The 24,772-nt window shown below is 70.4% G+C and carries 24 protein-coding genes; 17 read left to right on the forward strand and 7 right to left on the reverse strand.

Features of this window, described 5'->3' with window-relative positions:
- Nucleotides 1-65 precede the first annotated feature (65 nt).
- From motA to R3F55_19195, 7 genes are all read left to right on the forward strand, one after another.
- Nucleotides 66-932: a flagellar motor stator protein MotA gene (motA, locus tag R3F55_19165; GenBank protein ID MEZ5669513.1), complete on the forward strand. Its 867-nt coding sequence runs from the start codon at nt 66-68 to the stop codon at nt 930-932.
- A 37-nt stretch (nt 933-969) separates the two neighbouring features.
- Nucleotides 970-2,271, forward strand: a complete 1,302-nt coding sequence (locus tag R3F55_19170) for an OmpA family protein (GenBank protein ID MEZ5669514.1) — start codon at nt 970-972, stop codon at nt 2,269-2,271.
- A gap of 119 nt (nt 2,272-2,390) precedes the next feature.
- Nucleotides 2,391-3,080 (forward strand): arginyltransferase, encoded by a 690-nt coding sequence (locus R3F55_19175; GenBank protein ID MEZ5669515.1) that lies wholly within the window; start codon nt 2,391-2,393, stop codon nt 3,078-3,080.
- A gap of 174 nt (nt 3,081-3,254) precedes the next feature.
- On the forward strand, nt 3,255-4,349 hold the full coding sequence (locus R3F55_19180; GenBank protein MEZ5669516.1) for a TRAP transporter substrate-binding protein: 1,095 nt from the start codon (nt 3,255-3,257) through the stop codon (nt 4,347-4,349).
- 93 nt (nt 4,350-4,442) lie between these two features.
- Nucleotides 4,443-5,006: a TRAP transporter small permease subunit gene (locus tag R3F55_19185; GenBank protein MEZ5669517.1), complete on the forward strand. Its 564-nt coding sequence runs from the start codon at nt 4,443-4,445 to the stop codon at nt 5,004-5,006.
- Between the two features lie 35 nt (nt 5,007-5,041).
- Nucleotides 5,042-6,589: a TRAP transporter large permease subunit gene (locus R3F55_19190; protein MEZ5669518.1), complete on the forward strand. Its 1,548-nt coding sequence runs from the start codon at nt 5,042-5,044 to the stop codon at nt 6,587-6,589.
- A gap of 2 nt (nt 6,590-6,591) precedes the next feature.
- Complete coding sequence (locus R3F55_19195; GenBank protein ID MEZ5669519.1) at nt 6,592-7,764, forward strand: glycosyltransferase; 1,173 nt, start codon at nt 6,592-6,594, stop codon at nt 7,762-7,764.
- Between the two features lie 6 nt (nt 7,765-7,770).
- Here R3F55_19195 and R3F55_19200 read toward each other — a convergent pair whose 3' ends face one another.
- Nucleotides 7,771-8,985 (reverse strand): NADP-dependent isocitrate dehydrogenase, encoded by a 1,215-nt coding sequence (locus tag R3F55_19200; GenBank protein ID MEZ5669520.1) that lies wholly within the window; start codon nt 8,983-8,985, stop codon nt 7,771-7,773.
- Between the two features lie 78 nt (nt 8,986-9,063).
- Complete coding sequence (locus tag R3F55_19205) at nt 9,064-9,660, reverse strand: TIGR00730 family Rossman fold protein (GenBank protein MEZ5669521.1); 597 nt, start codon at nt 9,658-9,660, stop codon at nt 9,064-9,066.
- 238 nt (nt 9,661-9,898) lie between these two features.
- Here R3F55_19205 and R3F55_19210 point away from each other — a divergent pair, with 238 nt between their 5' ends.
- The gene (locus tag R3F55_19210; GenBank protein MEZ5669522.1) at nt 9,899-11,638 is read left to right on the forward strand and encodes a hypothetical protein; all 1,740 of its coding nucleotides are present in this window, start codon (nt 9,899-9,901) and stop codon (nt 11,636-11,638) included.
- The gene (locus tag R3F55_19215; GenBank protein MEZ5669523.1) at nt 11,580-12,968 is read left to right on the forward strand and encodes a LysM peptidoglycan-binding domain-containing protein; all 1,389 of its coding nucleotides are present in this window, start codon (nt 11,580-11,582) and stop codon (nt 12,966-12,968) included. Before R3F55_19210 ends, R3F55_19215 begins: the two co-directional genes overlap by 59 nt.
- 14 nt (nt 12,969-12,982) lie before the next feature.
- Here the strand turns inward: R3F55_19215 and R3F55_19220 are convergent, their stop codons facing one another.
- Complete coding sequence (locus tag R3F55_19220; GenBank protein MEZ5669524.1) at nt 12,983-13,597, reverse strand: CDP-alcohol phosphatidyltransferase family protein; 615 nt, start codon at nt 13,595-13,597, stop codon at nt 12,983-12,985.
- Between the two features lie 94 nt (nt 13,598-13,691).
- Here R3F55_19220 and R3F55_19225 point away from each other — a divergent pair, with 94 nt between their 5' ends.
- Both R3F55_19225 and R3F55_19230 read left to right on the forward strand, forming a co-directional pair.
- On the forward strand, nt 13,692-14,078 hold the full coding sequence (locus R3F55_19225) for a DUF423 domain-containing protein (protein MEZ5669525.1): 387 nt from the start codon (nt 13,692-13,694) through the stop codon (nt 14,076-14,078).
- 3 nt (nt 14,079-14,081) lie between these two features.
- Nucleotides 14,082-14,324 carry a sulfurtransferase TusA family protein gene (locus tag R3F55_19230; GenBank protein ID MEZ5669526.1) on the forward strand — a complete coding sequence of 81 codons (243 nt, stop codon included), beginning with the start codon at nt 14,082-14,084 and terminating at the stop codon, nt 14,322-14,324.
- Nucleotides 14,325-14,345: 21 nt separating this feature from the next.
- On the opposite strand, the gene R3F55_19235 is transcribed toward R3F55_19230, so the two are convergent.
- The gene (locus tag R3F55_19235) at nt 14,346-15,587 is read right to left on the reverse strand and encodes an extracellular solute-binding protein (protein MEZ5669527.1); all 1,242 of its coding nucleotides are present in this window, start codon (nt 15,585-15,587) and stop codon (nt 14,346-14,348) included.
- Between the two features lie 87 nt (nt 15,588-15,674).
- On the opposite strand from R3F55_19235, the gene R3F55_19240 reads away from it, so the two are divergent.
- Genes R3F55_19240 through R3F55_19250 form a run of 3 tightly spaced genes read left to right on the forward strand, consistent with a single transcriptional unit; the run spans nt 15,675 to nt 18,849 of the window.
- Nucleotides 15,675-16,865 (forward strand): amidohydrolase/deacetylase family metallohydrolase, encoded by a 1,191-nt coding sequence (locus R3F55_19240; GenBank protein ID MEZ5669528.1) that lies wholly within the window; start codon nt 15,675-15,677, stop codon nt 16,863-16,865.
- Nucleotides 16,862-18,058 (forward strand): hypothetical protein, encoded by a 1,197-nt coding sequence (locus R3F55_19245; protein ID MEZ5669529.1) that lies wholly within the window; start codon nt 16,862-16,864, stop codon nt 18,056-18,058. The genes R3F55_19240 and R3F55_19245 overlap by 4 nt, the downstream gene beginning before the upstream one ends.
- Nucleotides 18,055-18,849 carry an SDR family NAD(P)-dependent oxidoreductase gene (locus R3F55_19250; GenBank protein ID MEZ5669530.1) on the forward strand — a complete coding sequence of 265 codons (795 nt, stop codon included), beginning with the start codon at nt 18,055-18,057 and terminating at the stop codon, nt 18,847-18,849. Before R3F55_19245 ends, R3F55_19250 begins: the two co-directional genes overlap by 4 nt.
- Nucleotides 18,850-18,867: 18 nt before the next feature.
- On the opposite strand, the gene R3F55_19255 is transcribed toward R3F55_19250, so the two are convergent.
- Complete coding sequence (locus R3F55_19255) at nt 18,868-19,674, reverse strand: hypothetical protein (protein ID MEZ5669531.1); 807 nt, start codon at nt 19,672-19,674, stop codon at nt 18,868-18,870.
- Between the two features lie 175 nt (nt 19,675-19,849).
- Between R3F55_19255 and R3F55_19260 the strand changes: the two genes are divergently transcribed.
- Genes R3F55_19260 through R3F55_19270 form a run of 3 tightly spaced genes read left to right on the forward strand, consistent with a single transcriptional unit; the run spans nt 19,850 to nt 22,475 of the window.
- Nucleotides 19,850-20,860: a peptidoglycan DD-metalloendopeptidase family protein gene (locus tag R3F55_19260; protein ID MEZ5669532.1), complete on the forward strand. Its 1,011-nt coding sequence runs from the start codon at nt 19,850-19,852 to the stop codon at nt 20,858-20,860.
- A 16-nt stretch (nt 20,861-20,876) separates the two neighbouring features.
- Nucleotides 20,877-21,671 carry a fumarylacetoacetate hydrolase family protein gene (locus tag R3F55_19265; GenBank protein ID MEZ5669533.1) on the forward strand — a complete coding sequence of 265 codons (795 nt, stop codon included), beginning with the start codon at nt 20,877-20,879 and terminating at the stop codon, nt 21,669-21,671.
- Between the two features lie 33 nt (nt 21,672-21,704).
- Entirely contained in the window at nt 21,705-22,475 is a 771-nt protein-coding gene (locus R3F55_19270; protein ID MEZ5669534.1) for a L,D-transpeptidase family protein, read from the forward strand.
- A 6-nt stretch (nt 22,476-22,481) separates the two neighbouring features.
- On the opposite strand, the gene R3F55_19275 is transcribed toward R3F55_19270, so the two are convergent.
- Both R3F55_19275 and R3F55_19280 read right to left on the reverse strand, forming a co-directional pair.
- Complete coding sequence (locus tag R3F55_19275) at nt 22,482-23,462, reverse strand: threonine/serine dehydratase (GenBank protein MEZ5669535.1); 981 nt, start codon at nt 23,460-23,462, stop codon at nt 22,482-22,484.
- Nucleotides 23,459-24,742, reverse strand: a complete 1,284-nt coding sequence (locus R3F55_19280; protein ID MEZ5669536.1) for a cysteine desulfurase-like protein — start codon at nt 24,740-24,742, stop codon at nt 23,459-23,461. The genes R3F55_19275 and R3F55_19280 overlap by 4 nt, the downstream gene beginning before the upstream one ends.
- Between the last annotated feature and the right edge of the window lie 30 nt (nt 24,743-24,772).

Genomic DNA, 24,772 nt, shown 5'->3' on the forward strand with positions numbered 1-24,772 from the left:
TATTAACCCAAATTCGGTTCATTGGGCGCGGTTAACCGTAATCAGGAACCGGGCAGCCCGCTCCCATGCTCGTCATCATCGGCATCGTTGTCGTTTTCGCCATGGTGTTCGGCGGCTTCATCGCCGCCGGCGGCCATCTGGAGGTCATCATCGAGGCCCTGCCGTTCGAGATGATCATCATCGGCGGGGCGGCCGCCGGCGCGACCATCATCTCCAATCCCGGCTGGGTGCTGAAAGGCGCGCTGAAGGGCTTCGGCCGCGCCATGAAGGGCCCGCGGTTCAAGAAGGCCGACTATATCGAGCTGCTGAGCCTGCAGTACCAGATCTTCCGGCTGGCCAAGACCAAGGGCATGCTGGCGCTGGAAGCGCACATCGAGAACCCGCACGAGAGCGCGCTGTTCTCGCAGTTTCCCAAGATCCAGAAGGACCACCACGCGCTCGATTTCGTCTGCGACTATCTGCGGATGCTGACGCTGGGCACGGACAACCCCCACGAGCTCGAAGCGATCATCGACGAGGAGCTGGAGACCCACCACCACGAGGACCACGCGGTCAGCCATGCGATGACCAACATCTCGGACGGTCTTCCGGCGCTGGGCATCGTCGCCGCGGTGCTGGGCGTGATCAAGACCATGTCGTCGATCGACCAGCCGCCGTCCGTCCTCGGCGGTCTGATCGCCGGCGCACTGGTCGGTACCTTCCTCGGGATTTTCCTTTCCTATGGCATCGTCGGCCCGATGGCGAACGCCTGCAAGCAGGCGCAGGAAGCCGATTCCAAGTACCTGGAATGCATCAAGGCCGGGCTGCTCGCCCACATGCAGGGCTATGCCCCGCAGGTCTCGATCGAGTTCGCGCGCAAGACCCTGTTGTCGGGTGTGCGCCCCACCTTTGCCGAGCTCGAGGAGGCGACCGGCAGCCTGCCCGCGGTGTGACCCCGCGGCCGGGATGAGTCTCAGGTAGGAGATCGTCATGGCGGACGATGCGATCGCCCCCATTATCGTCAAGAAGAAGATCGTCGCCGGCGGCGGCCATCACGGCGGCGCCTGGAAGATCGCCTATGCCGACTTCGTGACCGCGATGATGGCGTTCTTCCTGCTGATGTGGCTGATCAACGCCACCAGCCCCGACCAGAAGACCGGCATCGCCAACTTCTTCACCCCGTCGAACGCGCGCCCGTCGGGCAGCGGTGCCGGCGGCATCCTGGGCGGCACCAGCATCATGGCCGACGGCATGGCGCGGGCCGCCGGCACGCCGGCACAGGTCGTGATTTCGCTGCCGTCAACCAACGCGGACAGCATGGGCGGGCCGTCGGACGGCAAATACTCCGGCACCAACGTCACCGAGATCCTCGACCAGTTGAAGGAGGACGGCGTCGACGTGCTGAACTATCCGGAGATCCTCGCCGATCTCGCCCGCCAGACCGACGCCCGCCAGGTGCTGCGCGCGCTGGAGGCCGAGGGCGTCGACGTCTTCACCCATCCGGAGATCCTCGACGAGATCTTCGACGTCGCCTCGCCGCTGCCGGCCAGCCCGACGCACAGCGAAGGCACCGAGACCCTGGGCGACCTGACCGAGCAGGCCATGCAGAGCGCCATGGACCAGGCGGTCGGCGCGCTGAGCGAGCAGGATCTTTCCGGCATGACCGCCGAGGAAATCCAGGAAATGACCGAGGCGTTGGCGACGCAGATCGCGCGCGGCCAGGCCGCCGAGGCGATGGCGGCGGCGGAGCAGCAGCAGTTCGAGCAGACCGAGCAGGCCATCCGCCAGGCGATCGACAGCATCCCGGAACTCGAGCCCTATCGCGACAACCTGCGCATCGAACAGACGCCGGAAGGCCTGCGCATCCAGATCGTCGACGGCGAGACCGACGCGATGTTCCCCAGCGGCAGCGCGACCCTGCACGACCAGACCGCGACGTTGGTCGACGTGATCGCCCAGGTGATCCGGGAACTGCCCAACGACATCATGATCACCGGCCACACCGACGCGCGTCCGTTCCAGACCGACGGCGGCTACGGCAACTGGGAGCTGTCGTCCGACCGCGCCAACGCCGCCCGCCGCGCGCTGATCGCCGCCGGGATTCCGGAGGACCGGATCGCCCGCGTGGTCGGCCGTGCCGACCGCGACCCGCTGGATGCCGACGACCCGTTCGCGGCGGTCAACCGGCGCATCAGCTTCGTGGTGCTCAGCCAGGTACCGACGGTGGACGGCATGCCGGACACCGGCGACGCGGCAATCGGCGGCGCGATCACGATCGACCAGGAACAGTGAGCGCACGAGCGCCGGCCCGCCGGCGCCGGCAGTCACAGTCTCGCGATTTCATGGCGCCGGACGGCCCGTTCCGCTAATATTCTTGCATGCACGAGAGCGGGCACCCACTACCCAAGTTCATGTTCGTGACGCCGCCGCGGCCCTGTCCGTATCTGCCGGGGCGGATCGAACGCGACATGTTCGTGGAGCTGGCGCCGCCGAACGCTGACCGGCTGCACCAGCGGCTCGCCCACCTCGGCTTCCGCCGCAGCCACAACGTCGTCTACCGGCCCGACTGCCCCGGCTGCCAGTCCTGCGTCTCGGTGCGGGTGCTGGTCGACGCCTTCGCGCCGCAGCGCAGCCTGGCCCGCATCTGGAAGCGCAACCAGGACCTTCATTGCCGCCTGCGCCCGCCGGTGGCGACTCGGGAGCAGTTCGACCTGTTCCAGGCCTATCAGCAGGAACGCCACGGCGACGGCGAAATGGCGCTGATGGACTTCGACGACTACCGGGCGATGATCGAGAACACCATGGTGGACAGCCATGTGATCGAGTTCCGCGACCCCGACTATCGCCTGGTCGCCACCTGCCTCGCCGACCAGCTCGACGACGGCCTGTCCGCCGTCTACAGCTTCTTCGACCCGGCCGATGCCCGCCGCAGCCTGGGCAACCAGGTAATTCTGTGGCTGATCGACACCGCCCGCCGCGAGCGGCTGCGCTATGTCTATCTGGGCTACTGGATCCGCCACAGCCGCAAGATGGCCTACAAGGCGCGGTTCCAGCCGCTGGAGGGCCTGGGGCCCGGCGGCTGGGCCCCGTTGGTGCCGTAAGCGGCGTCGTTGCGCCGATTCCGACCCGCCCGTATAACGAAAGCACAAGGCCCGGCCGCAGCGTCGCAACGAGACGGCGTGCCGAACGGGCCGTGTGAGGCCGAACCCCTCACATCCGGGCCGTTGCGGCGTCGGTCGCGTGCGGGCGGAGGAGGCGAACCATGGGAGACCAACGTGAAAAGGCGTGATTTCATCGCGGCCGGCGCCGTAGCCGGCGTTGCCGCTGCGGCATCCAGCCTGCCGAAACCCGCGATCGCCCAGGAACGGCGCGACGTCAAGCTGGTCACCACCTGGCCGAAGAACTTCCCGGGACTCGGCACCGGCGCCCAGCGCTTCGCCGACCGGGTCACGGCGATGACCGAAGGCCGGCTTACGGTGCAGCTGTTCGCGGCCGGCGAGCTGGTGCCGCCATTCGAGTCCTTCGACGCGGTTTCGGCCGGCAATGCCGACATGTATCACGGCGCCGCCTACTACTGGCAGGGCAAAGCGCCGGCGTTCAACTTCTTCGCCGCGGTGCCGTTCGGCCTGCTCGCCAACGAGATGAACGCCTGGATCTACCACCTCGGCGGCCAGGAGTTGTGGGACGAACTGGCCGGCCAATTCAACGTCAAGTGCATGATGTGCGGCAACACCGGCGTGCAGATGGGCGGCTGGTTCAACAAGGAAATCAACAGCCTGGACGATCTGCAGGGCCTGACCATCCGCATGCCCGGCCTGGGCGGCGAGGTGCTGCGGCGGATCGGCGCCAACGCAGTCGCCCTGCCCGGCGGCGAGATCTATCCGGCCCTCGAGTCCGGCGCGATCGACGCCACCGAATGGGTCGGCCCGTGGAACGACCTGGCCTTCGGCTTCTACAAGGTCACGCAGTACTACTATTATCCGGGCTTCCACGAGCCGGGCACCGCGCTCGACCTCGGCATCAACGTCGATTTCTGGAACAGCCTGTCGGAGACCGACCAGGCCATCGTGCGCGCCGCCGCCGCGGCCGAGAACGTCGAGATGCTGGCGGAGTTCGACGCCCGCAACGCCGATGCGCTGAAGACGCTGCTCGACGAGCACGGCGTCGAGCTGAAGAAATTCTCCAATGACGTGCTGAACGCGATCGGCGAGGCTTCGGGCGCTGTGGTGAAGGAGGTCGGTGAGGGCGGCGACGAGCTGACCAAGCGGATCTACGACAGCTTCATGGCGGCCCGCGGGACCGGCATCGCCTGGACCAAGCTTTCGTCCAGCGCGTTCTCCGACGCCCGGCTGTTGCCGTTCCCCTACTGAGCCAGGGTCTGCAGCTGGACGCGCCGGTCCTTGCCTCGCCCTGAGGCGGGGCCGGCCCGGCCGGCCGCGCGCCGTACAAGCGCCATGACGCCCGTGCTGCGATTCGTCGTCGGGATCTGCGAGGCCGTATCCGCCGGGATCGGCCGCACGGTGGCGTGGTTCGCGCTCGTCATGGTGCTGATGCAGTTCACGATCGTGATGATGCGGTACGTGTTCGGCATCGGCTTCATCTTCATGCAGGAATCGCTCAGCTACCTGCACGGCTTCATGTACCTGCTCGGCGCCGCCTACACGCTGATGGTCAACGGCCACGTCCGCGTCGACATCTTCTATCGCGAGGCGTCCGGACGCACCAAGGCCTGGGTCGACCTCTGCGGTACCCTGCTGCTGCTCTTCCCGGTCTGCATCCTGGTGATCTGGGCTTCCTGGGCGCAGGTGATCGGGTCGTGGGACAAGCTGGAAGGCTCGACCGAAACCAGCGGCATCCAGGCCGTCTTCCTGCTGCGGACGATCATCCCGTTGTTCGCGGCCCTGATGATCGTCCAGGGCCTCGCCGTGATCGCACGCTCGCTGCTGGCGCTGGCCGGCTTCGAGGACGAGGGCCACGGCATCGCCCAGGAGAAGGCCGCCCGCGCGCAGGCCGAGGCCGAGCCGTGACGCCGGAGGACTGGAAGGAAATCATCGCCGGCGTGATGTTCCTCGTCACCTGCGGCGTGCTGATGGCCGGCTTCCCGGTGGCCTTCACCCTGGGCGGCGTATCGCTGGCCTTCGGCCTGTTCGGCTGGATCGTCGGCCTGTTCGACATGGCCTTCGTCGCCAACCTGCCGTCGCGGGTGTTCGGCACGATGACGAACCAGGTGCTGTTCGCGGTGCCGCTGTTCGTGTTCATGGGCGTAATGCTGGAGCGCTCGCGCATCGCCGAAGAGCTGCTCGACACCATGGGCAAGGCGTTCGGGCGGATGCGCGGCGGCCTCGGCTTCTCGGTCACCATCGTCGGCGCGCTGCTCGCCGCGTCCACCGGCATCGTCGGCGCGACCGTGGTGACCATGGGCCTGCTCGCCCTGCCGACCATGCTCAAGCGCGGCTATTCGCCGACGCTGGCCTGCGGGTCCATCGCCGCCGCCGGCACGCTGGGTCAGATCATCCCGCCGTCGATCGTGCTGGTGCTGCTCGGCGACCAGATCTCGAACGCCTACCAGGAGGCGCAGCGCGAGATCGGCAACTGGTCGCCGGAGCCGGTTTCCGTCGGCGACCTTTTCGCCGGCGCCCTGCTGCCCGGCCTGGTGCTGGTCGGCCTCTATCTCGGCTACCAGGTGCTGATGGCGATCGTCGCGCCGAAGACATCGCCGGCGATGCCGCGCGACGCCGTGCACGACGCCAACTTCGGCGCCAAGGTGATGCGCGCGCTGGTGCCGCCGCTGCTGCTGATCGTCGCCGTGCTCGGCTCCATCCTGGGCGGCGTCGCCACTCCGACCGAGGCGGCCGGCGTCGGCGCGGTCGGCGCGCTGATGCTGGCCGCGCATCGCCAGGCCAACGGCGCGCGCTGGCTGGTGCTGATGGCCGGCTTCTCGCTGATCGCGCTGCTGGTGCTGACCTCGTTCGTCGACCTTCGCGTCACCCGCGAGGAGATCCCCACCGGCGACCTGATCGGCATCGTGGTCGCCGCCGTGCTGTCGGTGATGCTGGTCGTCGGCCTGCTCGCCGCACTGTGGACCACCGCGCGCACCGACATCCTGAAGCGGGTCTGCCTCAGCACCATGGAAATTACCGCCATGGTGTTCGTGATCCTGATCGGCGCCGGGCTGTTCAGCCTGGTGTTCCGCGGCTATGGCGGCGACCACGCCGTCACCCGGCTGCTGACCGACGAGGACCTGCTCGGCGGGCCGGTCGGCGCGATCGTGGTGGTCATGGTCGTGATGTTCGTGCTCGGCTTCTTCCTCGACTTCATCGAGATCGTGTTCGTCGTGGTCCCCGTGGTCGCGCCCGCCCTGCTGGCCAACGACTTCATCGACCCGGTCTGGCTCGGCGTGCTGATGGCGGTGAACCTGCAGACCTCGTTCCTGACGCCGCCGTTCGGCTTCGCGCTGTTCTACTTGCGCGGGGTGGCACCGCCGCAGGTGAAGACGATGCAGATCTATCGCGGCGTGCTGCCGTTCATCCTGATGCAGATCTTGGCCCTGGGCATCATGGCGCTGTTCCCCGGCCTGGCGACCTGGCTGCCCGACCAGCTGTTCGGCTGAGCATGCCGCGCATCGCCGTCATCTATCAGGGCATCTTCCAGTACGACGCGGTCAACGCCTTCGCCCAGGCGCTGGCCGAGGGCTTCGATGCGCTCGGCTTCCAGACCGTGGTGCTCGACACCAAGAACGACGAACCCGGCGCGCGCGCCCGGCTCGGCGAGCTGCTGACCCGGCCGGAACGGATCGCCTTCATCCTCGGTCCCGGTGGCATCCTGGCCGACGCCGCCGTCGGCGGACAGAACCTCTATGGCCGTTTCAACGTGCCCTATGTCGCCTATCTGGTCGACCACCCGACCTACCTGCTGATGCGGCTGGCCAAGGCGCAGAACGCGCTGGTCACCTGCATCGACCGCGCCCATGTCGACTTCCTCAACGCCATCGGCATCGCGCGCGCCGCCTATGTGCCGCACGGCGCCGCATTGCCGGACCGTTGCCGCCCCTGGGACGAGCGCAGCGGCGGTATCGCCTTCGCCGCCTCGACCAGCGACGACGCTGCGCTGCGCGAACATGTGATCAGCGAACTGGACCCCGCGCAGCGCGACCTGATGGCATCGATCGCCGAGGATCCGGCGATCGACACGCTGTCCGCCGTGGAGGCGGCGGTCCGCGCCCACCCGCGTGCAGCAGGGCTTGGCTGGACCGCAGGCTATGACGGCAGCCTGATCATCTTCCTCAACGAGGCCGACCGCCTGATCCGGCGGCGGCGGCGCAACCGCATCGTGCGCGAACTGGACGAGGCCGGCGTCGCGCTGGACCTGTACGGCCGCGGCTGGGAGCGCTTCGGCTTTCGCCATCACCGCACCCACGCTCCGCTCGACTTCCCGGAGATGTGCGCCGCGCTGCAGACCTATCGCTGCGCGCTGCACCTCAACCCGCTGTTCACCGCCGGCCTGCACGAGCGCCTGCTCAGCGCCGCCGTCGCGGGCTGTGCGGTGATCACCGACGGCAATGCGGAGATCGACCGGCTGTTCCCGGACGGAACGGCGGCGATCCGGATCCGGCCGGCGCAGGCGGACTGGGCCGAGGCGCTGGTGGCGCGGCTGGCCGGCAACGACCTCGCCGCGGTCGCGGCGGAGGGACGGCGGATCACCGCCCGCGGGGAAAGCTGGGCCCACCGCGCCGGCGCCATCGCGGCGCTGGTGGACAACTACTGGCCGGAGCGGGCCAGGGGCTGAGCGGAGCTAGGCCAGCGCCTTCTGCAGGTTGGCGTCGACCGCGTCGAAGAAATCGCGGCTGCTGAGCCAGGGCTGGTCGGGGCCGATCAGGATGGCCAGGTCCTTGGTCATCTGGCCGCTCTCCACCGTCTGCACGCAGACCTGCTCCAGCGTGTCGGCGAAGGCGGTCACGTCCGGCGTGCCGTCGAAACGGCCGCGGTACTTCAGGCCCTGGGTCCAGGCGAAGATCGAGGCGATCGGGTTGGTCGAGGTCTCCTCGCCCTTCTGCCACTGGCGATAGTGGCGGGTCACCGTGCCGTGCGCCGCCTCGGCCTCGACCGTGTTGCCGTCCGGGGTCAGCAGCACCGAGGTCATCAGGCCGAGCGAGCCGAAGCCCTGGGCCACCGTGTCGGACTGGACGTCGCCGTCGTAGTTCTTGCAGGCCCAGACATAGCCGCCCTCCCACTTCAGCGCGGCCGCGACCATGTCGTCGATCAGCCGGTGCTCGTAGGTCAGCTTCTGCGCGGCGAACCTGTCCTTGAACTCGCTGTCGAAGATCTCCTGGAACAGGTCCTTGAAGCGGCCGTCATAGGCCTTGAGGATCGTGTTCTTGGTCGACAGGTAGACCGGGTAGTTCCGCTGCAGGCCGTAGTTGAAGCAGGCGCGGGCGAAACCGGCGATCGATTCGTCCAGGTTGTACATGGTCAGCGACACGCCCGAGCCCGGGAAGTCGAACACCTCGTGGGTGATCGGCGCGCTGCCGTCGGACGGGGTGAAGGTGACCGTCAGCTTGCCGGCGCCCGGCACCTTGAAGTCGGTGGCGCGATACTGGTCGCCGAAGGCGTGGCGGCCGATCACGATCGGCTTGGTCCAGCCGGGAACATAGCGCGGCACGTTCGAGCAGATGATGGGCTCGCGGAACACGGTGCCGCCGAGGATGTTGCGGATGGTGCCGTTGGGCGACCGCCACATCTTCTTCAGGTCGAATTCCTTCACCCGCGCCTCGTCGGGCGTGATGGTGGCGCACTTGACGCCGACGCCGTACTTCTTGATCGCGTTGGCCGCGTCGATCGTCACCTGGTCGTCGGTGGCGTCGCGATGCTCGACGCCGAGGTCGTAGTAGACGAGGTCGATGTCGAGATAGGGCTGGATCAGGCGTTCCTTGATCCACTGCCAGATGATCCGGGTCATCTCGTCGCCGTCGAGCTCGACGACGGGAGTCTTGACGGTGATCTTGCTCATCGCGACCTCATTGCCTGGGACCGTTGGCCCACCGCCCGGCGGGCGGCAGACAGTTGCATCGAAAGGGTTTCCGCGGCGTTACAGCCACTTGTCGCGGACATCCAGGTCCGCCTCGGGAATTTCGGCCAGCGCCGGCAGCACGTCGTCGACATCGTCGACCACGCGCAACAGCCCCAGATGCTCCGGCCGCAGGTAGCCGCTGCCGCTCATCTGTTCGATCATGCTGAGCAGAGGGCTCCAGTAACCGTCCTGGTTGACCACGACGATCGGCTTGCGGTGCAGGCCGAGCTGGCGCCACGTGGTGATCTCGAACATCTCGTCGAGCGTGCCGAGGCCGCCGGGCAGCACCACGAAGCCGTCGGCCAGCTCTGCCATCCGCCGCTTGCGCGTGTGCATGGAATCGACCACCTCCAGCCGGGTCACGCCGGTGTGCCCGACCTCGTAGTCGTGCAGGAACTCCGGGATGATGCCGATCACATCGGCCTTGGCGGCGATCATCGCGTCGGCGACGATGCCCATGAGGCCGACCCGGCCGCCGCCATAGACCAGGCCGCAGCCGGCCTCGGCCAGCGACCGGCCCAGGCGTGCTGCGGCCTGCTTGTGGCTGTCGGGTACACGGTTAGACGAACCGCAATAAACGCAAAGCGTTCGCGGGCCCCTGGCGCGCGCGTCCATCCACTTCCTTTATGCGCTGAACATCTGGTGCACCGCCTATGCCAGAGCCGCCGCCGCAGTGCAAGGCCGTCGCGCCCGCTCCGCGCCGGCCGGCCACGGCCGCGGCGCGCGCGCCAGGCGCCACGCAACCGCCATATTGTTGCGCTGCAATGCTCGAACTCCTAGTGTGCCGGGCGGTTTGCGACCACAAGGGACGGGTCAGTTGAACAAGGGTTTCCTCGCCTTCATCGCAGTGGTCGTGGCGATCGTCGCGGCCGTGCTCGTGGTCCAGCCGTGGAAGGGGGACGACGAGGACACAGTCCAGACCGGCGAGACCACCACGACGGCGGACCCGGCGTCGCCGACCGGCGACGATGCGACCACGCCGGAGGCCACCGCCGCGACCGAGCAGCCCGCGGACCAGCCCGAGCAGACTGCCGTCGTCGAGACCGCGCCGGAGCAGCCGGCCGACGCGACGGCCGACGCCCAGACGCCCTCCGGCGACGCGACCGCAACGCCGGAGGAGACGGCCGCGACCGACCAGGCTACGGACCAACCCGAAGAGACCGCCGTCGTCGAGACCGCGCCGGAGCAGCCGGCCGACGCGACGGCCGACGCCCAGACGCCCACCGGCGACGCGACCGCAACGCCGGCGGAGACGGCCGCGATCGACCAGGCTACGGACCAGCCCGAAGAGACTGCCGTCGTCGAGACCGCGCCGGAGCAGCCGGCCGATACGACGGCCGACGCCCAGACGCCCACCGGCGACGCGACCGCAACGCCGGAGGAGGCGGCCGCGACCGAGCAGCCCGCGGACCAGCTTGAAGAGACCGCCGTCGTCGAGACGGCGCCGGACCAGCCAGCCGACGCGACGGCCGACGCCCAGACGCCCTCCGGCGATGCAACGACAACGCCGGAAGAGACGGCCGCGACCGACCAGGCTGCGGACCAGCCTGAAGAGAGAGCCGTCGTCGAGACGGCGCCGGATCAGCCGGCCGACGCGACGGCCGACGCCCAGGCGCCGGTCGGCGACGCGACCGCAATGCCGGAGGAGGCGGCCGCGACCGAGCAACCCGCGGACCAGCCCGAGGAGACTGCCGTCGTCGAGGCCGCGCCGGATCAGCCGGCCGACGCGACGGCCGACGCCCAGGCGCCGGTCGGCGACGCGACCGCAACGCCGGAAGAGACGGCCGCGACCGACCAGGCTGCGGACCAGCTTGAAGAGACCGCCGTCGTCGAGACGGCGCCGGAACAGCCGGCCGACGCGACGGCCGACGCCCAGACGCCCACCGGCGACGCGACCGCAACGCCGGAAGAGACGGCCGCGACCGACCAGGCTGCGGACCAGCCCGAGCAGACTGCCGTCGTCGAGACCACGCCGGAGCTGCCGGCCGACGCGACCGCCGACGCCACGACGCCGGCCGGCGATCAGGTCGCGCTCGCCGAGGATGGCGACACGGCCGGCCAGCCTGCGACCCGGCCGGACGAAACCGCTGCCACCGAGACGCCGGCCGACCAGCCGGATGCGACGCCGATCGCGCCGTCGATCGAGCTATTCGCCGGTCGACGGCCGCACCGCACCGGCGACGTCCAGCACGGCGCCCGAGGCCGTGGTTACCGTTCCCGGCCCCGCCGCCACCGCGCCGCAGCGGCGCGCGCCCGTCGACGGCCGCACCCAGCCGACGACGCAGACTGTCGTACAGCCCGACGAAGCGGCCAGCCCGGACGCCGATACGCAAGCCGCGGATGGGGCGAGCGCCGACCAGCCGGCGGACGGCGCTGCCGGCGATCAGGCCGCCGACGCACAGACGGATGCGCAGGCTCCCGAGACGCCGACTCCTGCCGATGCCGACGCGACGTCCGACAATGGCGTCGCCGGCGAAGACGGCCAGGCCGTCGCAGAGCCGAGCGGGACGGAACCGGCCGCCACCGAAGCCGACGTGGCCGACGTGGCCGACGCCGACGCCGGCAAGCCCGACGAGACCGCGGCCGGCGATAGCGCCGGCACCGAGCTTGCGACCGCCGAGGGCTTCGATGCGCCCAGCAACACCGTGAACGAGAGCCCGGACTCGGCCACCGCCCGCCCGGAGGCGGACCGGGTGACGCCGGAACGCAGCATCGGGCCAGACCGTCCCAACGAGACCGGCGGGCCGTCGTTCGACGTGATCCGCGTCGCCGGCGACGGCGGCATGATCCTGGCCGGCAAGGCCGAGCCGCTGGCCACCGTGGTGATCATGGACGGCGACACGGTGCTGGGCGAGGAGATCGCCGACCTGCGCGGCGACTGGATCTTCATGCCCATCGATCCGTTGAGCGCCGGCAACCACCAGATCGGCGCGATGGAGCGCCAGCCGAACGGATCGCTGGTCCCGTCGTCCGACCTGGTGCTGGTGGTGGTGCCGCTGCGCGGCACCGACATCGCCGGCCGCGAGACCGACCGCGCCGACCAGCCGCTGGTCATGCTGGTGCCGCGCGACGGCGGCCCGGCCACGGTGATCGTGCAGGCACCCGCACCGGACGCCCCGGCCGAGGGCTCGCTCGAAGGCACCGCGGTCGCCGCCGCCGAGGAGCAGCCGGAGGCGCAGGAAGGCGGCAGCGTGCTGTTCTCGCGGCCCGCCATGCCCGGCAGCGACACCGGCGACACGGCGACGACGCGCACCGGCGAGACCGCGGACGCGGCGGGCGAGACGCCGGATGCGGCCACGCCGGACGCGGATGCGGTCGGCGACGTCGCGCTGGCCGAGCCTGGCGACGCGACCGATCCCTTCGCCGCCGAGGGCAACACCGGCGGCGACCAGGATGCCGCCGCCACCGAGGAGGACCAGGGGCCGGTCGCCTTCTCGCGCCCGACCATCGGCGACGCGCCGACGGACACGGCCGCCGACAGCGATGTCTCGGTCGGCGTGATCGACTACGACCAGGGCGGCGACGTCACCCTATCGGGCGACGCCCAGCCCGGCGCCACCGTGCAGGTCTATCTGGACAACGCGGTGCTCGGCGTCACCGAGGCCTCGCCCAGCGGCTCGTGGCAGCTGACGCCGCAGCAGGCGGTGCCGCCCGGCCCGCACGAGATCCGGGTCGACCAGATCGCGCCGTCCGGCGACGTGATCGCGCGGATCGCCCTGCCCTTCGTGCGCGCCGAGCCGGTCAACGAGATGCCGCAGGACGTGTTCGTGGTGGTCGAGCCCGGCAACAGCCTGTGGCGCATCGCACGCCGGGTCTATGGCGAGGGCATCCGTTATACCGAGATCCTGGCCGCGAACCGCGCGCAGATCGCCGATCCGAACCTGATCTATCCGGGCCAGGTGTTCATGATCCCGCGCGGCTGAGCCGCCGCCGGCGCTCAGCGGCCCCGGGGGTTGAACGTCCGCCAGGCCTGGGCCACGCGCATGCCGGTCGTCGCCCAGCACAGCAGCGAAAAGCCGTAGGCCAGCCAGACAAAGGCCGACGGCCACAGCAGGCACAGCGTGAAGAAGCCGATGGTCTCGCCACCCTCGGCCAGCCCGCGCGCATAGAAGAACGACTTGCCCGCCGGCCGGCCGATGTTGATGCCGCGCTTCTCCGCAATGATGGCATGGGCCAGGAAACTGGACCCGGTGCCGACAAAGCTGAGCACCAGCACGCCGGCCGGGATGGCGAAGTCCGGCCGGGCCAAAGCGAAGCTGAACGCGAAGGCGGCGTAGAACACGAAGTCGCAGACGATGTCGAGATAGCCGCCGAAGTCGGTCGCCAGGCCGTGGCGCGCGATGGCGCCGTCGAGCCCGTCGCACAGCCGGTTGACCGCCAGGCAGACCAGCGCCAGCCACCACAGCTGCAAGGCGATGGCCGGCACGCAGCCGAGGCCGACCGCAAAGCCGGCGATCGTGACCGCGTTCGGCCGCAGCCCGGCCCGGGCCAGGGCGCGGCCGGCACGGTCGAGCGGCGGATCGACCAGCCGGCGCAGTTCGACATCAAACACGGGCGGTGCCGGACAGGTTGGCGCAGGCGGCGTGACCGCAGGCGTGCATTGGGCCATATCCAGCCACGACGACAACCGGACCGGAACCGACGCCATGGCACCGCTGCTGCTGATCGCCGCGCTCTACGGCCTGAGCGGGGTCGCCCTCGACGCGCTCGGCGCGCACGCCCTGCCGGCCGCGGCGGAGCCGCTGCGCGATGCCTTCGCCTCGGCGGTCCGCCACCAGCTGGTGCACGGCGTGGCCCTGATCGGCATCGCGCTGCTGGCCGCACGGGCGCCCGCAGCCAGACTGCCGCGGCTGGCCGGGGCGGCGATCGCACTCGGCGTGCTGCTGTTCAGTGGCAGCATCCATCTTCACGCCCTGCTGTCCATCGGTCCGATCCCCTTCGCCGCGCCGGCCGGCGGCATCCTGCTGATGGCCGGATGGGCCTTGCTGGCCCTATATGCTCTATCCTGCCTGCGCAAATCTGGACCAGGTTGAGCGATGAGCGACGACACGGCCGATCACATCCTCGATACGAGCGGGCTGAAATGCCCGCTGCCGGTTCTGAAGGCGCGCAAGACGCTGGCCGACATGGCCGGCGGCGCGGTGATCCGGGTGATCGCGACGGATCCCGGCGCGCCCGAGGATCTGCGCCATTTCTGCGACGCCGCCGGCCATCGCCTGATCGACCAGAGCCGGGCCGACGACGGCTCCAGCGTCACCCGCATCGCCAAGCGGCAATAGCCGGCACCGGCGCGGGAACGCTCAGCGCGCCAGCACCCGGTCGATCTCGGCCGCTGTGGCGGCCAGGGCGTCCTCCGGCGTCGCATCGCCGGCATAGATGCGGCGCAGCGCATTGGTGGTGAGGTCAGCTACCTCCGCCCAGCTTTCCAGCGCCGGCGTGAAGCGGGCGTCGGGCAGGCTGTCGAAAAAGGCCGCCAGCCGCGGATCGCCGACCTCGCGCGCGTTCTCCAGCTCAGCCCGCGTGGCAGGCAGAAACCCGTGCCGGTCCAAGAAGGCGATGCGCCAGACCGGCTGGAAGGCGAATTCCATGAACCGCAGCGCAGCGTCGGGTGCCGCCGCATCGGCGAACAGCACCATCGAATCGGTGACCGCATAGGTGGCGCGCGTGCTGCCCGCCGGCACCGGCACCGCATCCCAGACGAAACCGGGACCGGCGCGGTCGAGCGCATGGATCAGCCACGGGCCGCCGAACGCCATCGCTGCACGTCCCTCGACGAACAGCGCCTCGACGTCGCTGCGGTTGTCGCGGGTCGGCTCGGCTTGGGTCAGCCCGTTCTCGATCATCCGGCGATAGGTCCGCGCCGCCTCCAGCGCCGCCGGGCCGTCGAGGCCCGAACTGCCGTCCGCTGCGATCACGCTGCCGCCGAGCGACCACAGCGCGTGGTAGAAGTAGACGTCGGTCTCGATCTCGCTGCCCTGCAGCGCGAAGCCGGCGGTACCGTCGCCCAGCGCGGCAACCTTGGCCGCTGCCTCTTCCAGTGCCGCCCAGCTCGCCGGCGCCTCGCCGACGCCGGCACGCGCCAGCAGGTCGCGGTTGACGAACAGCGCGCGCGCCGAGGTTGCCGCCGGCAACGCCCAAAGATGTCCGTCGAACGAGGCCGCGTCCAGCAGGGGTGAGACGAAAAGTGCCGCAAAGGGTTCGCCGACCCGCGCCTCCAACGGGGCCAGCGCCCCTTCCTCGACCAGCTCGGACAGCCAGTCGAAGCCGACGATGGCGAGATCCGGCGGCGTGCCGGCCGACAGGTCGCCGCTCAGCGCCTGGAACAGATCGTCCCACGGGTGCGGTTCGATCCGCACGTCGATGTCCGGGTGCTCCGCCTCGAACGCCTCCGCGATCTCGCCGAACAGAATCGCCGTGTCCGGCCCATAGGCCGGCACCGCGACGCGCAGCGGGCTCGCCTCCTGCGCGACAACGGGCCCGCCCGCGATCAGCGCTCCCGCCAGCGACGCGGCCATGAGCGGCCGCATGACGGAACTGGTCATGACAGTCGGTTGTCCCTTATAGATTTGATCCTCGCCGCGGCCTGGCGCGGGCGGCGGCAACGGTTGCGACCCTAAGGCTAGAGTTCCATGACTGGCAACACGACTTCTGTTCCCGGCGACACGCCCGGGCCCGTCCTTATCGCCGGTGGACGGGTGATCGACCCGGCCAGCGACTTCGACGACATCGCCGACGTCGCCATCGACGCCGGCCGCATCGTCGCCGTCGGCCGCGATCTCGCCCGCCAGCCGGGCGCCACCGTGATCGACGCGGGCGGTCAGATCGTGACGCCGGGGCTGATCGACCTGCACACGCACGTCTACTGGGGCGGCACCTCGCTGGGCGTCGACCCGGCGGCGATCGCCGCGCGCAGCGGCTGCACCACCATGGTCGACGCCGGCAGCGCCGGCGCCGGCAACCTGGCCGGCTTCAAGGCCCATGTGGTCGAGCCTTGCCCGGTGCGCGTGCTCGCCTTCCTCAACGTGTCGTTCCCCGGCATCTTCGCCTTCTCGAAGAACGTAATGGTCGGCGAGTGCGGGAACATGGCGCTGGTCCATGCCGGCGAGGCGTTGGAGGCGGCGCGCGCGGAGCCGGATCTGGTCCGCGGCATCAAGGTCCGCGTCGGCCGCTTCGGCGGCGGCGAGAGCGGTGTCGCACCGCTCGACATCGCCATCGAGGTGGCCGAGGAGCTGGACCTGCCGGTGATGGCGCATCTGGACTTCCCGCCGCCCAGCCGGCGCGACGTGCTGTCGCGGCTGCGCCCCGGCGACGTGCTGACCCACTGCTTCCGGCCCTTCCCCAACGCGCCGGTCAGGCGCGACCGGCGGATCCGCGACGAGATCTGGGAAGCGCGCCAGCGCGGCGTGCTGATGGACATCGGCCACGGCGCCGGCTCGTTCGCCTTCTATGTCGGCGAGGCGGCCCTGGCCGATGATTTCCCGCCCGACATCATCTCCAGCGACGTGCACTGCCTTTCGGTCGACGGGCCGGCCTTCGACCTGACCACGACGATGTCGAAGTTCGTCAACCTGGGCATGGCGCTGCCCGACGTGATCCGCACGGTCACCGTGGCGCCCGCCGACGTGCTGCGGCGGCCCGACCTCGGCCGGCTGTCCGCCGGCGCGACCGCGGACGTGGCGATCCTGGCCGAGGAGAGCGGCAGCTTCGAGTTCACCGACATCCTGGGCAAGACCCTGCACGGCAGCACGCGGCTGGCCGTGCGCAACATGGTCGTCGGCGGCCGCGTCTGGGACGCCGCGCGCCACGCCGCCGCCTCATGAGCGGCTGGACCTGGCCCGACTATCGCGGGCTCTACGCCTATCTCTGGGACGTTGTCCACGACGGCGCCGACCGCGTGCTGGAGGACGTGCGCGCCTGCGGCGCCAACACCCTGACGCTGGCCGCCAGCTATCATGCCGGCCGGTTCCTGCGCCCGCACGGCAGCGGCCCGCGCGTGGCCGAGCTGACCGACGGCACGGTCTATTTCCGGCCCGACCCCAACGTCTACGGCGCCATCGAGCCGATCGTGAACCCGCTGGTCGACAGCCAGGACCCGTTCGCCGAGCTGACCCGCCAGTCGGAAACGCCGGTCGCGGCCTGGACGGTCTGCCTGCACAACACCGCGCTTGGCGAGCGGCATCCGGAGTTCGTCAGCCGCAACGCGTTCGGCGACCCCTACTCTCACAGCCTGGACCCCGCCTATCCCGAGGTCCGCGCCTATGTGCGCGCGCTGTGCCGCGACATCGCACAGACCGGGGTGGTCGGCATCCTGCTGGAAACGCCGGGCTACCTGCCCTACACCCACGGCCGCCATCATGAGTTCGCACTGCTGCCGCTGAACCCCTGGATCGAGCGGCTGCTGGCGCTGAGCTTCTCGGAGGGCGCCATCGCCGGGGCGGAGGCCGCCGGCATCCCGGCGCTGCAGCTGCGCGACCACGTCGCCGCCCGCATCAACGGCTATTTCGCCTCCGACCTGGGCCCGGGCGACCGCACCGCGGCGGAATGGTGGCTGGCCGACGTGATCTGCGAACCCGACCTCGCCGCGTTCCTGCACTGGCGCTGCCGGCTGGTCACCGGCCTGGTCAACGAGGTGCGCACGGTGGTGCCCGACGAAGTGTGGGTCGGCGTGATCCCGACCGTGCAGCGCCCGACCGCCGGCGCGTGGATCGAGGGCTCAGACCTGGGCGGTCTCGCGCGGGTCTGCGACGTGCTCGAGGTGCCGGCCTATCACGCCACCGCGGAGGAGGTCGACGAGGACCTGGCCGACGTCCGCCGCCGCATCGGCGCGGATGCCCGGCTGCACGCGATCCTGCGGCCGGACGTGCCGGACCTGCGCACCGAGGGCGCGGTGCGCTCGGCCGCCACGGCCGCGCGCCGGCACGGCGCCGCCGGTCTTTCCTTCTACAACTACGGCCATGTCCGGCGCCCGGCGCTGGAACGGGTACGGGCCGGATTCGAGGCATTCAGCGCATGAACCGATTCGAAGGCAAGAGAGCGATCGTCACCGGCGCAGGGTCGGGCATCGGCAGCGCCATCGCCAGCCGGCTGGCGGCCGAAGGCGCGGCCATCGGCCTGTTCGACCGTAACGAGGACGGCGCGCGCGAGGTCGCCCAGCGCATCCTGCAGCATGACGGCACCGCCTATCCGTTCCGCGTCGACGTCACCTACGAGAGCCAGGTGACCCACGCGGTCGACCGCTTCGTCGAGACCGCCGGCGGCGTCGACGTGCTGGTCAACTGCGCCGGGGCGGCCTTCGGCGAGACCTTCGACCAGAACACGCCTGAGGTGTGGGACCAGAACGTCGCGGTCAACCTGACCGGCCCGATGCTGATGACCCGTGCCTGCCTGCCGCACATGCTGGCGGCGGAGGCCGGCGCCATCGTCAACATCAGTTCGGTCAATGGCATCAAGTATTTCGGCAACGTCGCCTATAGCGCGGCCAAGGCCGGCCTGATCAACTACACCCAGGCGCTGGCCTGCGAATATGGCGGCCGCGGCATCCGCGCCAACGCGGTGCTGCCCGGCACCATCTTCAGCCACGCCCACGAGAAGCGGATGAAGCAGCGGCCCGACTTCATGACACGGCTGAGCAAGTGGTACCCGCTCGGCCGCGTCGGCCGGGCCGAGGAGGTGGCCGCCGCGGTCGCCTTCCTGGCGTCCGACGAGGCTTCGTTCGTCACCGGAACCACGCTGGTGGTCGACGGCGGGCTGACCGCCGGCCTGAAGCCGATGGCCGACGAACTGACGCTGCAGGGCGAGGACTGAGGCCGCGCCGGCCGCGGCTCAGTTGCACAGGCCGGCGACGTTGTACTCGAACCGCTGCGGCTCGCAGCCGCCGGTGTCGCTGTTGTAGCGCAGCGCGTCGATGACCAGGTTGCCGCCGATCATGTCGACGGAAGCGTCGGTCATCGTGCAGACGTTCAGGCCGGAGGCCGGCAGCAGCGGCTGGCTCTGGCCCGGTGCGCAGGACAGCGTCGCCGACACGATGTCCGGCATGACGTGGCTGCCGACCCCGGTGTCGACGCGCACGTCGACCTGCCCGCCGCCCGGCAGCGGAATCGGGACGATGCGATAGCCGACCATGTCGTCCGTGTCCGTCCCCGGACGGACCACCACCCAGTCGTCGTCGCGCGCCGGCTCGCCGCCCGCCGAATCCAGGTTGCGCAGGTAGGAGAACACCAGCGTCGCATTCGACGAGGTGTTGCTGTAGCCGGTGATCGCGCAGCCCGAGCCCGCACGTACCGGCGCCGGGCCGGTCAGCACCACATGCGTCTCCTCCAGGATCGGGCCGGAAACCCAGTATTCCGCCGGCGGGCAGCCCTGGCGGAAGGTGCGGGCATAGCCCTCCAGCACGTCCGGCGTGCCGGGCACGCCGTCGTCGACCCGCCGGCCCTCGAACAGGATGGTACCGGGCTCGACCGACAGGCCCGAACGCGGGGCCAGGTAGCTGACGACCCGCTGGTCGCCATAGGCCTCCCACAGCATCTCCGACCCGTTGTGATCCCAGACGCTTTCGGACGCCCCGGCGACGCCGGCGCAGGTGGTCAGGACGGCTGCGAGGCCGGCGCGGATATGAAGAGACTTGGTCATGGCCGGGAGCTCCCAGACGGCGGTGAATCGCGGTGATCCAGCATGGTTAACCGAAGATTAACGAACTTGGCAGGCAATTGCGCCTTTCATGCGGCGGTCGGCGCCTTGCCGGCCGTTGCCAACCCCGCGGCGAGTCCTTAACGTCGCGACCGGGTGTGCAGAGGGGATGGACCTGATGGGTAACATCAGTGGGGCCGGCGTGCTTCGTTTGTTTGCCGCGACCGCCGGTTTCGGCCTGCTCGTCGGCGGTGCCACCGCCGTGGCGCAAGACGGCACACTGTTCGGGCTGAACGGCGACGAGCCGGTCGCGGGAACGAAAGACTCCGTGTTGCCGGACGTCGAGGACGAGCTGTTCTTCTCCATCGCCTATGCGATCGACGACTTCCGCCGTGGCGTGCTCGACGAGGGCCTCGACACCGCCGCCGCCACAGAACCGCAGACCCCGGAGCAGCAGATTGCCGCCCTGCGCGCCCAGGTCGCGAGCCTGGAGGCGCAGCTGGCCGAGGCGGAGCGCCAGAAGGATTCGCTGACCTACCGGCTGAGCCTGTGGACCATGACCGACATCGCCTCGGCCGAGAACGTGATCGCGCGCACCGGCCTGGACGCGGACCTGTTGCTGCTGCGGCTGGCCGACGACAACGCTGCGCTCGCCCAGGGCGGACCGTATGTGCCGATCGACGACGCTGTCGGCGCCTCCGACGACGCCGCGCTGCTCGCGCTCGACACCCACGTCGGCCGCTGGGACGGCCTGCGGCAGCTGCTGCTGCAGTTGCCGCTGGCTGAGCCGATGGACGAGTTCCGCATGACCAGCCATTTCGGCGAGCGGGTCGACCCGATCAACGGCCGCCGCGCCTTCCATGCCGGCCTCGATTTCGCCGGCCCGATGCGCTCGACGGTGCGCGTCACCGCGCCGGGCGTCGTGGTCTTCGCCGGGCTCAAGGGCGGCTATGGCCGCATGGTCGAGGTCGACCACGGCCTCGGCATCACCACCCGCTATGCCCATCTGGACACGATCCTGGTCGAGGTCGGCGACGAGGTGTCCTACCGCACGCCGGTCGGCCTGCTCGGCAGCTCCGGCCGCAGCACCGGCCCGCACCTGCACTACGAGGTGCGGCTGGACGGCGACGCGATCGACCCGGCGCCGTTCGTCGAGGCGGGTCGTTACGTGTTCAAGGCGGGCAACTGACCTGACGCACGACGCGATGATCGCCGCGGACGTCGCCGCAGCCGCATCCGACCTGCTCTGGCGGAGCTGGACCGAGGGCCACAAGATCCCGGCCCTGCCCGCCGACCTGCGCCCCTGCAGCCGGGCCGAAGGCTATGCGATCCAGGCCTGCCTGGAGGCACGCAGCAGTGCGCCGCTGTTCGGCTGGAAGATCGCCGCCACCAGCGCCGCGGGCCAGCGCCACATCGGAGTCGACGGACCGCTCGCCGGCCGCCTGCTGGCGGAGCGGGTCTATGGCGACGGCGACACCGTGCCGTTCGGCGCCAACGCCATGCGGGTGGCGGAAGCGGAGTTCGCCTTCCGCATCGGCCGTGACCTGCCGCCGCGCGACACCCCCTATGCGCAGGACGAGGTGATGGCGGCGGTCGCCGACCTGCATCTGGCCATCGAGATTCCGGATTCGCGCTACGCGGACTTCGTCACCGCCGGCGCGCCGCAACTGATCGCCGACAACGCCTGCGCCCACGACTTCGTCCTCGGCCCGGCGGCCGCCGGCGACTGGCGCGCGCTCGACCTTGCCGCGCACAGGGTGGTGGGCCGGATCGAGGGCATGCTGGAGCGGGAAGGCACCGGCGCCAACGTGCTGGGTGACCCGCGGCTGGCCTTGACCTGGCTGGCCAACGAGCTGTCCGGGCTCGGCCTGACGCTGGGCGCGGGCCAGGTGGTCACCACCGGCACCTGCGTCGTGCCGCTGCCGATCGAGCCGGCGGATCTGGTCGTCGCCGACTTCGGCACCCTCGGCAAGGTGTCGGCGCGCATCGCCGCACGCTGACGCGGCGGGCTCGAGCCGGCATAGTAAGACGTCATGCGTCCCGCAATTCGCTCCTGCGCACTCCTGCTGGCCGTCGCCATGCTGGCCGGCTGTGCCGGTGCCACGCCGGCCTCGCACAACCCCGGGCCGGCATCGTTGGCTCCGGCGACGGAGGCACCGGCGCAAAGCGCCTTCCGCCGCGCATTGAGCGATGCCGGCATCGCCTTCGCGCCGCCGGAGGCCGGCAAGGCGATCCTGGTCAACGTGCCGGCGTTCGAGTTGATTGCGTTCGACGACGGTGAGCCGGCGTTCCGCAGCCGGGTCATCGTCGGCACGCCATGGAACCCGACGCCGCTGCTGTCCACCCGCACTACCGTCGTCCGCTTCCGGCCCAGCTGGCGGCCGACGCCGGCGATGGTGGCCAGCGGCGAATATCCCGACCGCATCGTGCCGCCCGGCCCGAACAACCCGCTGGGTCTCGCCGCGGTGCGGATGGAACCGGGCCTGCTGGTCTACATGCACGACACCAACCGCCGCGAGCTGTTCGCCGAGGATGCGCGGGCGCTGTCGCACGGCTGCATTAGGGTGCAGCGCTGGGACGAGCTGATCGCCTGGCTGCTCGACACCGATCTCGCCACCGTGCACGGCTGGGCCGAGGGCGGGCGCACCTTCGACGAGCCGACCCCGCCGGTGCCGGTGACCATCGGCTATTTCACGCAGTTCCCGGCCGACGACGGCACCCTGCAGGTCTTCGCCGACGTCTACGGACGCGAACTGGCCGGCGAAGTTTCGCAAGTCGCGGTTACCGCAGGCTGCACCGGCTGAGCCCGGTCAGCGCCGGTCCAGCACCCGCGCGAACAGGGCAGCGTCGACGTTGCCGCCGGACAGCACCACGACCACGGTCCGGCCGGCGACGTCCAGCTTGCCGGTGAGCACGGCGGCCAGCGCGACCGCCCCGCCGGGCTCCACTACCAGCTTCAGCGTGTCGAAGGCGACCCGCATCGCCTCGGCTGTCTCCGCATCGGACACGGCGACGCCGCCGGCCAGCAACCGGCGATTGATCGGAAAGGTGATTTCGCCCGGCGTCGGCCGCAGCAGCGCGTCGCAGAACGACCGCGCATCCGGATCGACCGACAGCCTCTCGCCTGCCGCCAGGGAGCGGCGGGTGTCGTCGAAGCCGGCCGGTTCGACGCCGTAGATCTTCGTGTCGGGGGCGAGCGCGGCGACTGCCGTGGCGGTGCCGGCGATCAGCCCGCCGCCGCCGACCGGCGTCAGCACGGCGTCCAGGGCGATGCCGAGCCGGGCCGCGTCCTCGGCGATCTCCAGCCCGACTGTGCCCTGGCCGGCGATCACCCGCAGGTCGTCGAACGGCGATACCATCTCGGCCCCGGTCTCCGCCTGGATGCGGGCGGCGATGTCTTCCCGGCTCTCGCCGAAGCGTTCATAGGGCACCACCGTGGCCCCATAGGCTTCGGTGTTGGCGCGCTTGATCGCCGGGGCATCCGCCGGCATCACGATGGTGGCCGGGACGCCGAGCAGCTGGGCGGCCGCCGCGACGCCTTGGGCGTGGTTGCCGGACGAGACCGCGACCACGCCCTTCGGCCGATCGGCCGGCGGGATCTGGCTGACGGCGTTGTAGGCGCCGCGGAACTTGAACGAGCCGGTGCGCTGCAGCGGTTCCGGCTTGACCAGCAGCCGGCAGCCGGCGCGCCGGTTCAGCAGCGTCGATTCCAGCAGCGGCGTCCGCACCGCCAGCCCCGCGAGGCGGCCGGCGGCCGCGCGGACATCCTCCAGCGTCACTGCCGCGCTCATGGCCGCGATCCGATCAGCCTGCCCAGTTCCGTCACGATGCGGTCGACCTCCCCGGCGGTGTTGTAGTGGGCGAGCCCGATGCGCAGCACGCCGCCGGCGTCGTGCAGGCCGAGGCGGCGGATCGGCTCCACCGCATAGTTGTGGCCGGCCCAGGTGAAGATGCCGGCATCGGCCAGGCCGGCGGCCAGGCCGGCCGGCGCATGGCCGTCGACCGTGATCGAGACCGTCGGCACACGGCGGTGCAGCGCGTTCGCGCCGGTGATCCCCTGCACCCGCACGCCCGGCAGCCGTGCCAGGCCGTCGATCAGCCGTGCGGTCAGACCGTCCTCGTAGCGGGCCAGCCAGTCGAGTGCGGCATGGACCAGCGCCGTGCCGTGGCGCTTGCCGGCATGGGCGGCGCGGATCTCGGCCGGCACCATGCCGGCGCCGATCGCCTTGAAATACTCGACCGCGCCCAGCACGCCGGCGATGCCCTCGTGGTTCAGCGTGCCGGTCTCGAACCGGTCCGGAAGGCCGTCGCCGGCGGGGCGCACCTTGTAGGCCTTGACCGTCGACAGCAAATCGCTGCGCCCCCACAGCACGCCGACATGGGTGCCGAAGAACTTGTAGGCCGAACAGACCAGCAGGTCGCAGCCGATCGCCTGCACGTCGACCGGCCGATGCGGGGCGAGCTGGACGGCATCGACGAAGCACAGCGCCCCGGCCGCCCGGGCCTTCGCGGCAATGCGGGCGACGTCGTTGATGGTGCCCAGGCAGTTGCTGGCATAACCGACGGCCACCAGGCGGGTGCGCTCCGTCAACGCCCGGTCGAGCGCGTCGTCGGCGAACTCGAACGTCTCCGGGTCGAAGTCGACCCAGCGCACCGCAAGACCGCGATCCTCCGCCATCAGCAGCCAGGGCGCCACGTTGGCGTCGTGGTCCATCCGGCTGAGCACGATCTCGTCGCCGGGCGCGAAGCGATCGGCCAAGCAGCGCGCGATGTGCAGCGTCAGCGTGGTCATGTTGGCGCCGAACACGATCTCGCCGGCCGAGGCTGCATGCAGCATGTCGGCCATCGCCTGGTGGGCGGTGTCGAGCAACGCCCCGGCCGCCCGGCTGGTGGCGAATGCGCCGCCGAGATTGGCGTTGGCATGGACCAGGGTCTCCGCGACGCGGTCGACCACGCGCTGCGGCACCTGGGTGCCGGCCGGATTGTCGGCATAGACGCGCGCACGCCCGCCGTCGGTCAGCGCAAGGGCGGGAAACTGATCGCGGATCGCCGCAATCGGGAAATCGTCCATCGGGGCTCCGGCATGACGGGCGGGGCCGGA

It is taken from the genome of Alphaproteobacteria bacterium (genome assembly GCA_041396705.1).
Taxonomy (GTDB): Bacteria; Pseudomonadota; Alphaproteobacteria; order CALKHQ01; family CALKHQ01; genus CALKHQ01.

Coding starts and splice junctions, on each gene's coding strand:
- motA (MEZ5669513.1), top strand. CDS start 66: ATGCTCGTCATCATCGGCATCGTTGTCGTTTTCGCCATGGTGTTCGGC.
- R3F55_19170 (MEZ5669514.1), top strand. CDS start 970: ATGGCGGACGATGCGATCGCCCCCATTATCGTCAAGAAGAAGATCGTC.
- R3F55_19175 (MEZ5669515.1), top strand. CDS start 2,391: ATGTTCGTGACGCCGCCGCGGCCCTGTCCGTATCTGCCGGGGCGGATC.
- R3F55_19190 (MEZ5669518.1), top strand. CDS start 5,042: ATGTTCCTCGTCACCTGCGGCGTGCTGATGGCCGGCTTCCCGGTGGCC.
- R3F55_19195 (MEZ5669519.1), top strand. CDS start 6,592: ATGCCGCGCATCGCCGTCATCTATCAGGGCATCTTCCAGTACGACGCG.
- R3F55_19200 (MEZ5669520.1), bottom strand. CDS start 8,985: ATGAGCAAGATCACCGTCAAGACTCCCGTCGTCGAGCTCGACGGCGAC.
- R3F55_19205 (MEZ5669521.1), bottom strand. CDS start 9,660: ATGGACGCGCGCGCCAGGGGCCCGCGAACGCTTTGCGTTTATTGCGGT.
- R3F55_19225 (MEZ5669525.1), top strand. CDS start 13,692: ATGGCACCGCTGCTGCTGATCGCCGCGCTCTACGGCCTGAGCGGGGTC.
- R3F55_19230 (MEZ5669526.1), top strand. CDS start 14,082: ATGAGCGACGACACGGCCGATCACATCCTCGATACGAGCGGGCTGAAA.
- R3F55_19235 (MEZ5669527.1), bottom strand. CDS start 15,587: ATGACCAGTTCCGTCATGCGGCCGCTCATGGCCGCGTCGCTGGCGGGA.
- R3F55_19240 (MEZ5669528.1), top strand. CDS start 15,675: ATGACTGGCAACACGACTTCTGTTCCCGGCGACACGCCCGGGCCCGTC.
- R3F55_19245 (MEZ5669529.1), top strand. CDS start 16,862: ATGAGCGGCTGGACCTGGCCCGACTATCGCGGGCTCTACGCCTATCTC.
- R3F55_19250 (MEZ5669530.1), top strand. CDS start 18,055: ATGAACCGATTCGAAGGCAAGAGAGCGATCGTCACCGGCGCAGGGTCG.
- R3F55_19255 (MEZ5669531.1), bottom strand. CDS start 19,674: ATGACCAAGTCTCTTCATATCCGCGCCGGCCTCGCAGCCGTCCTGACC.
- R3F55_19260 (MEZ5669532.1), top strand. CDS start 19,850: ATGGGTAACATCAGTGGGGCCGGCGTGCTTCGTTTGTTTGCCGCGACC.
- R3F55_19265 (MEZ5669533.1), top strand. CDS start 20,877: ATGATCGCCGCGGACGTCGCCGCAGCCGCATCCGACCTGCTCTGGCGG.
- R3F55_19270 (MEZ5669534.1), top strand. CDS start 21,705: ATGCGTCCCGCAATTCGCTCCTGCGCACTCCTGCTGGCCGTCGCCATG.
- R3F55_19275 (MEZ5669535.1), bottom strand. CDS start 23,462: ATGAGCGCGGCAGTGACGCTGGAGGATGTCCGCGCGGCCGCCGGCCGC.
- R3F55_19280 (MEZ5669536.1), bottom strand. CDS start 24,742: ATGGACGATTTCCCGATTGCGGCGATCCGCGATCAGTTTCCCGCCCTT.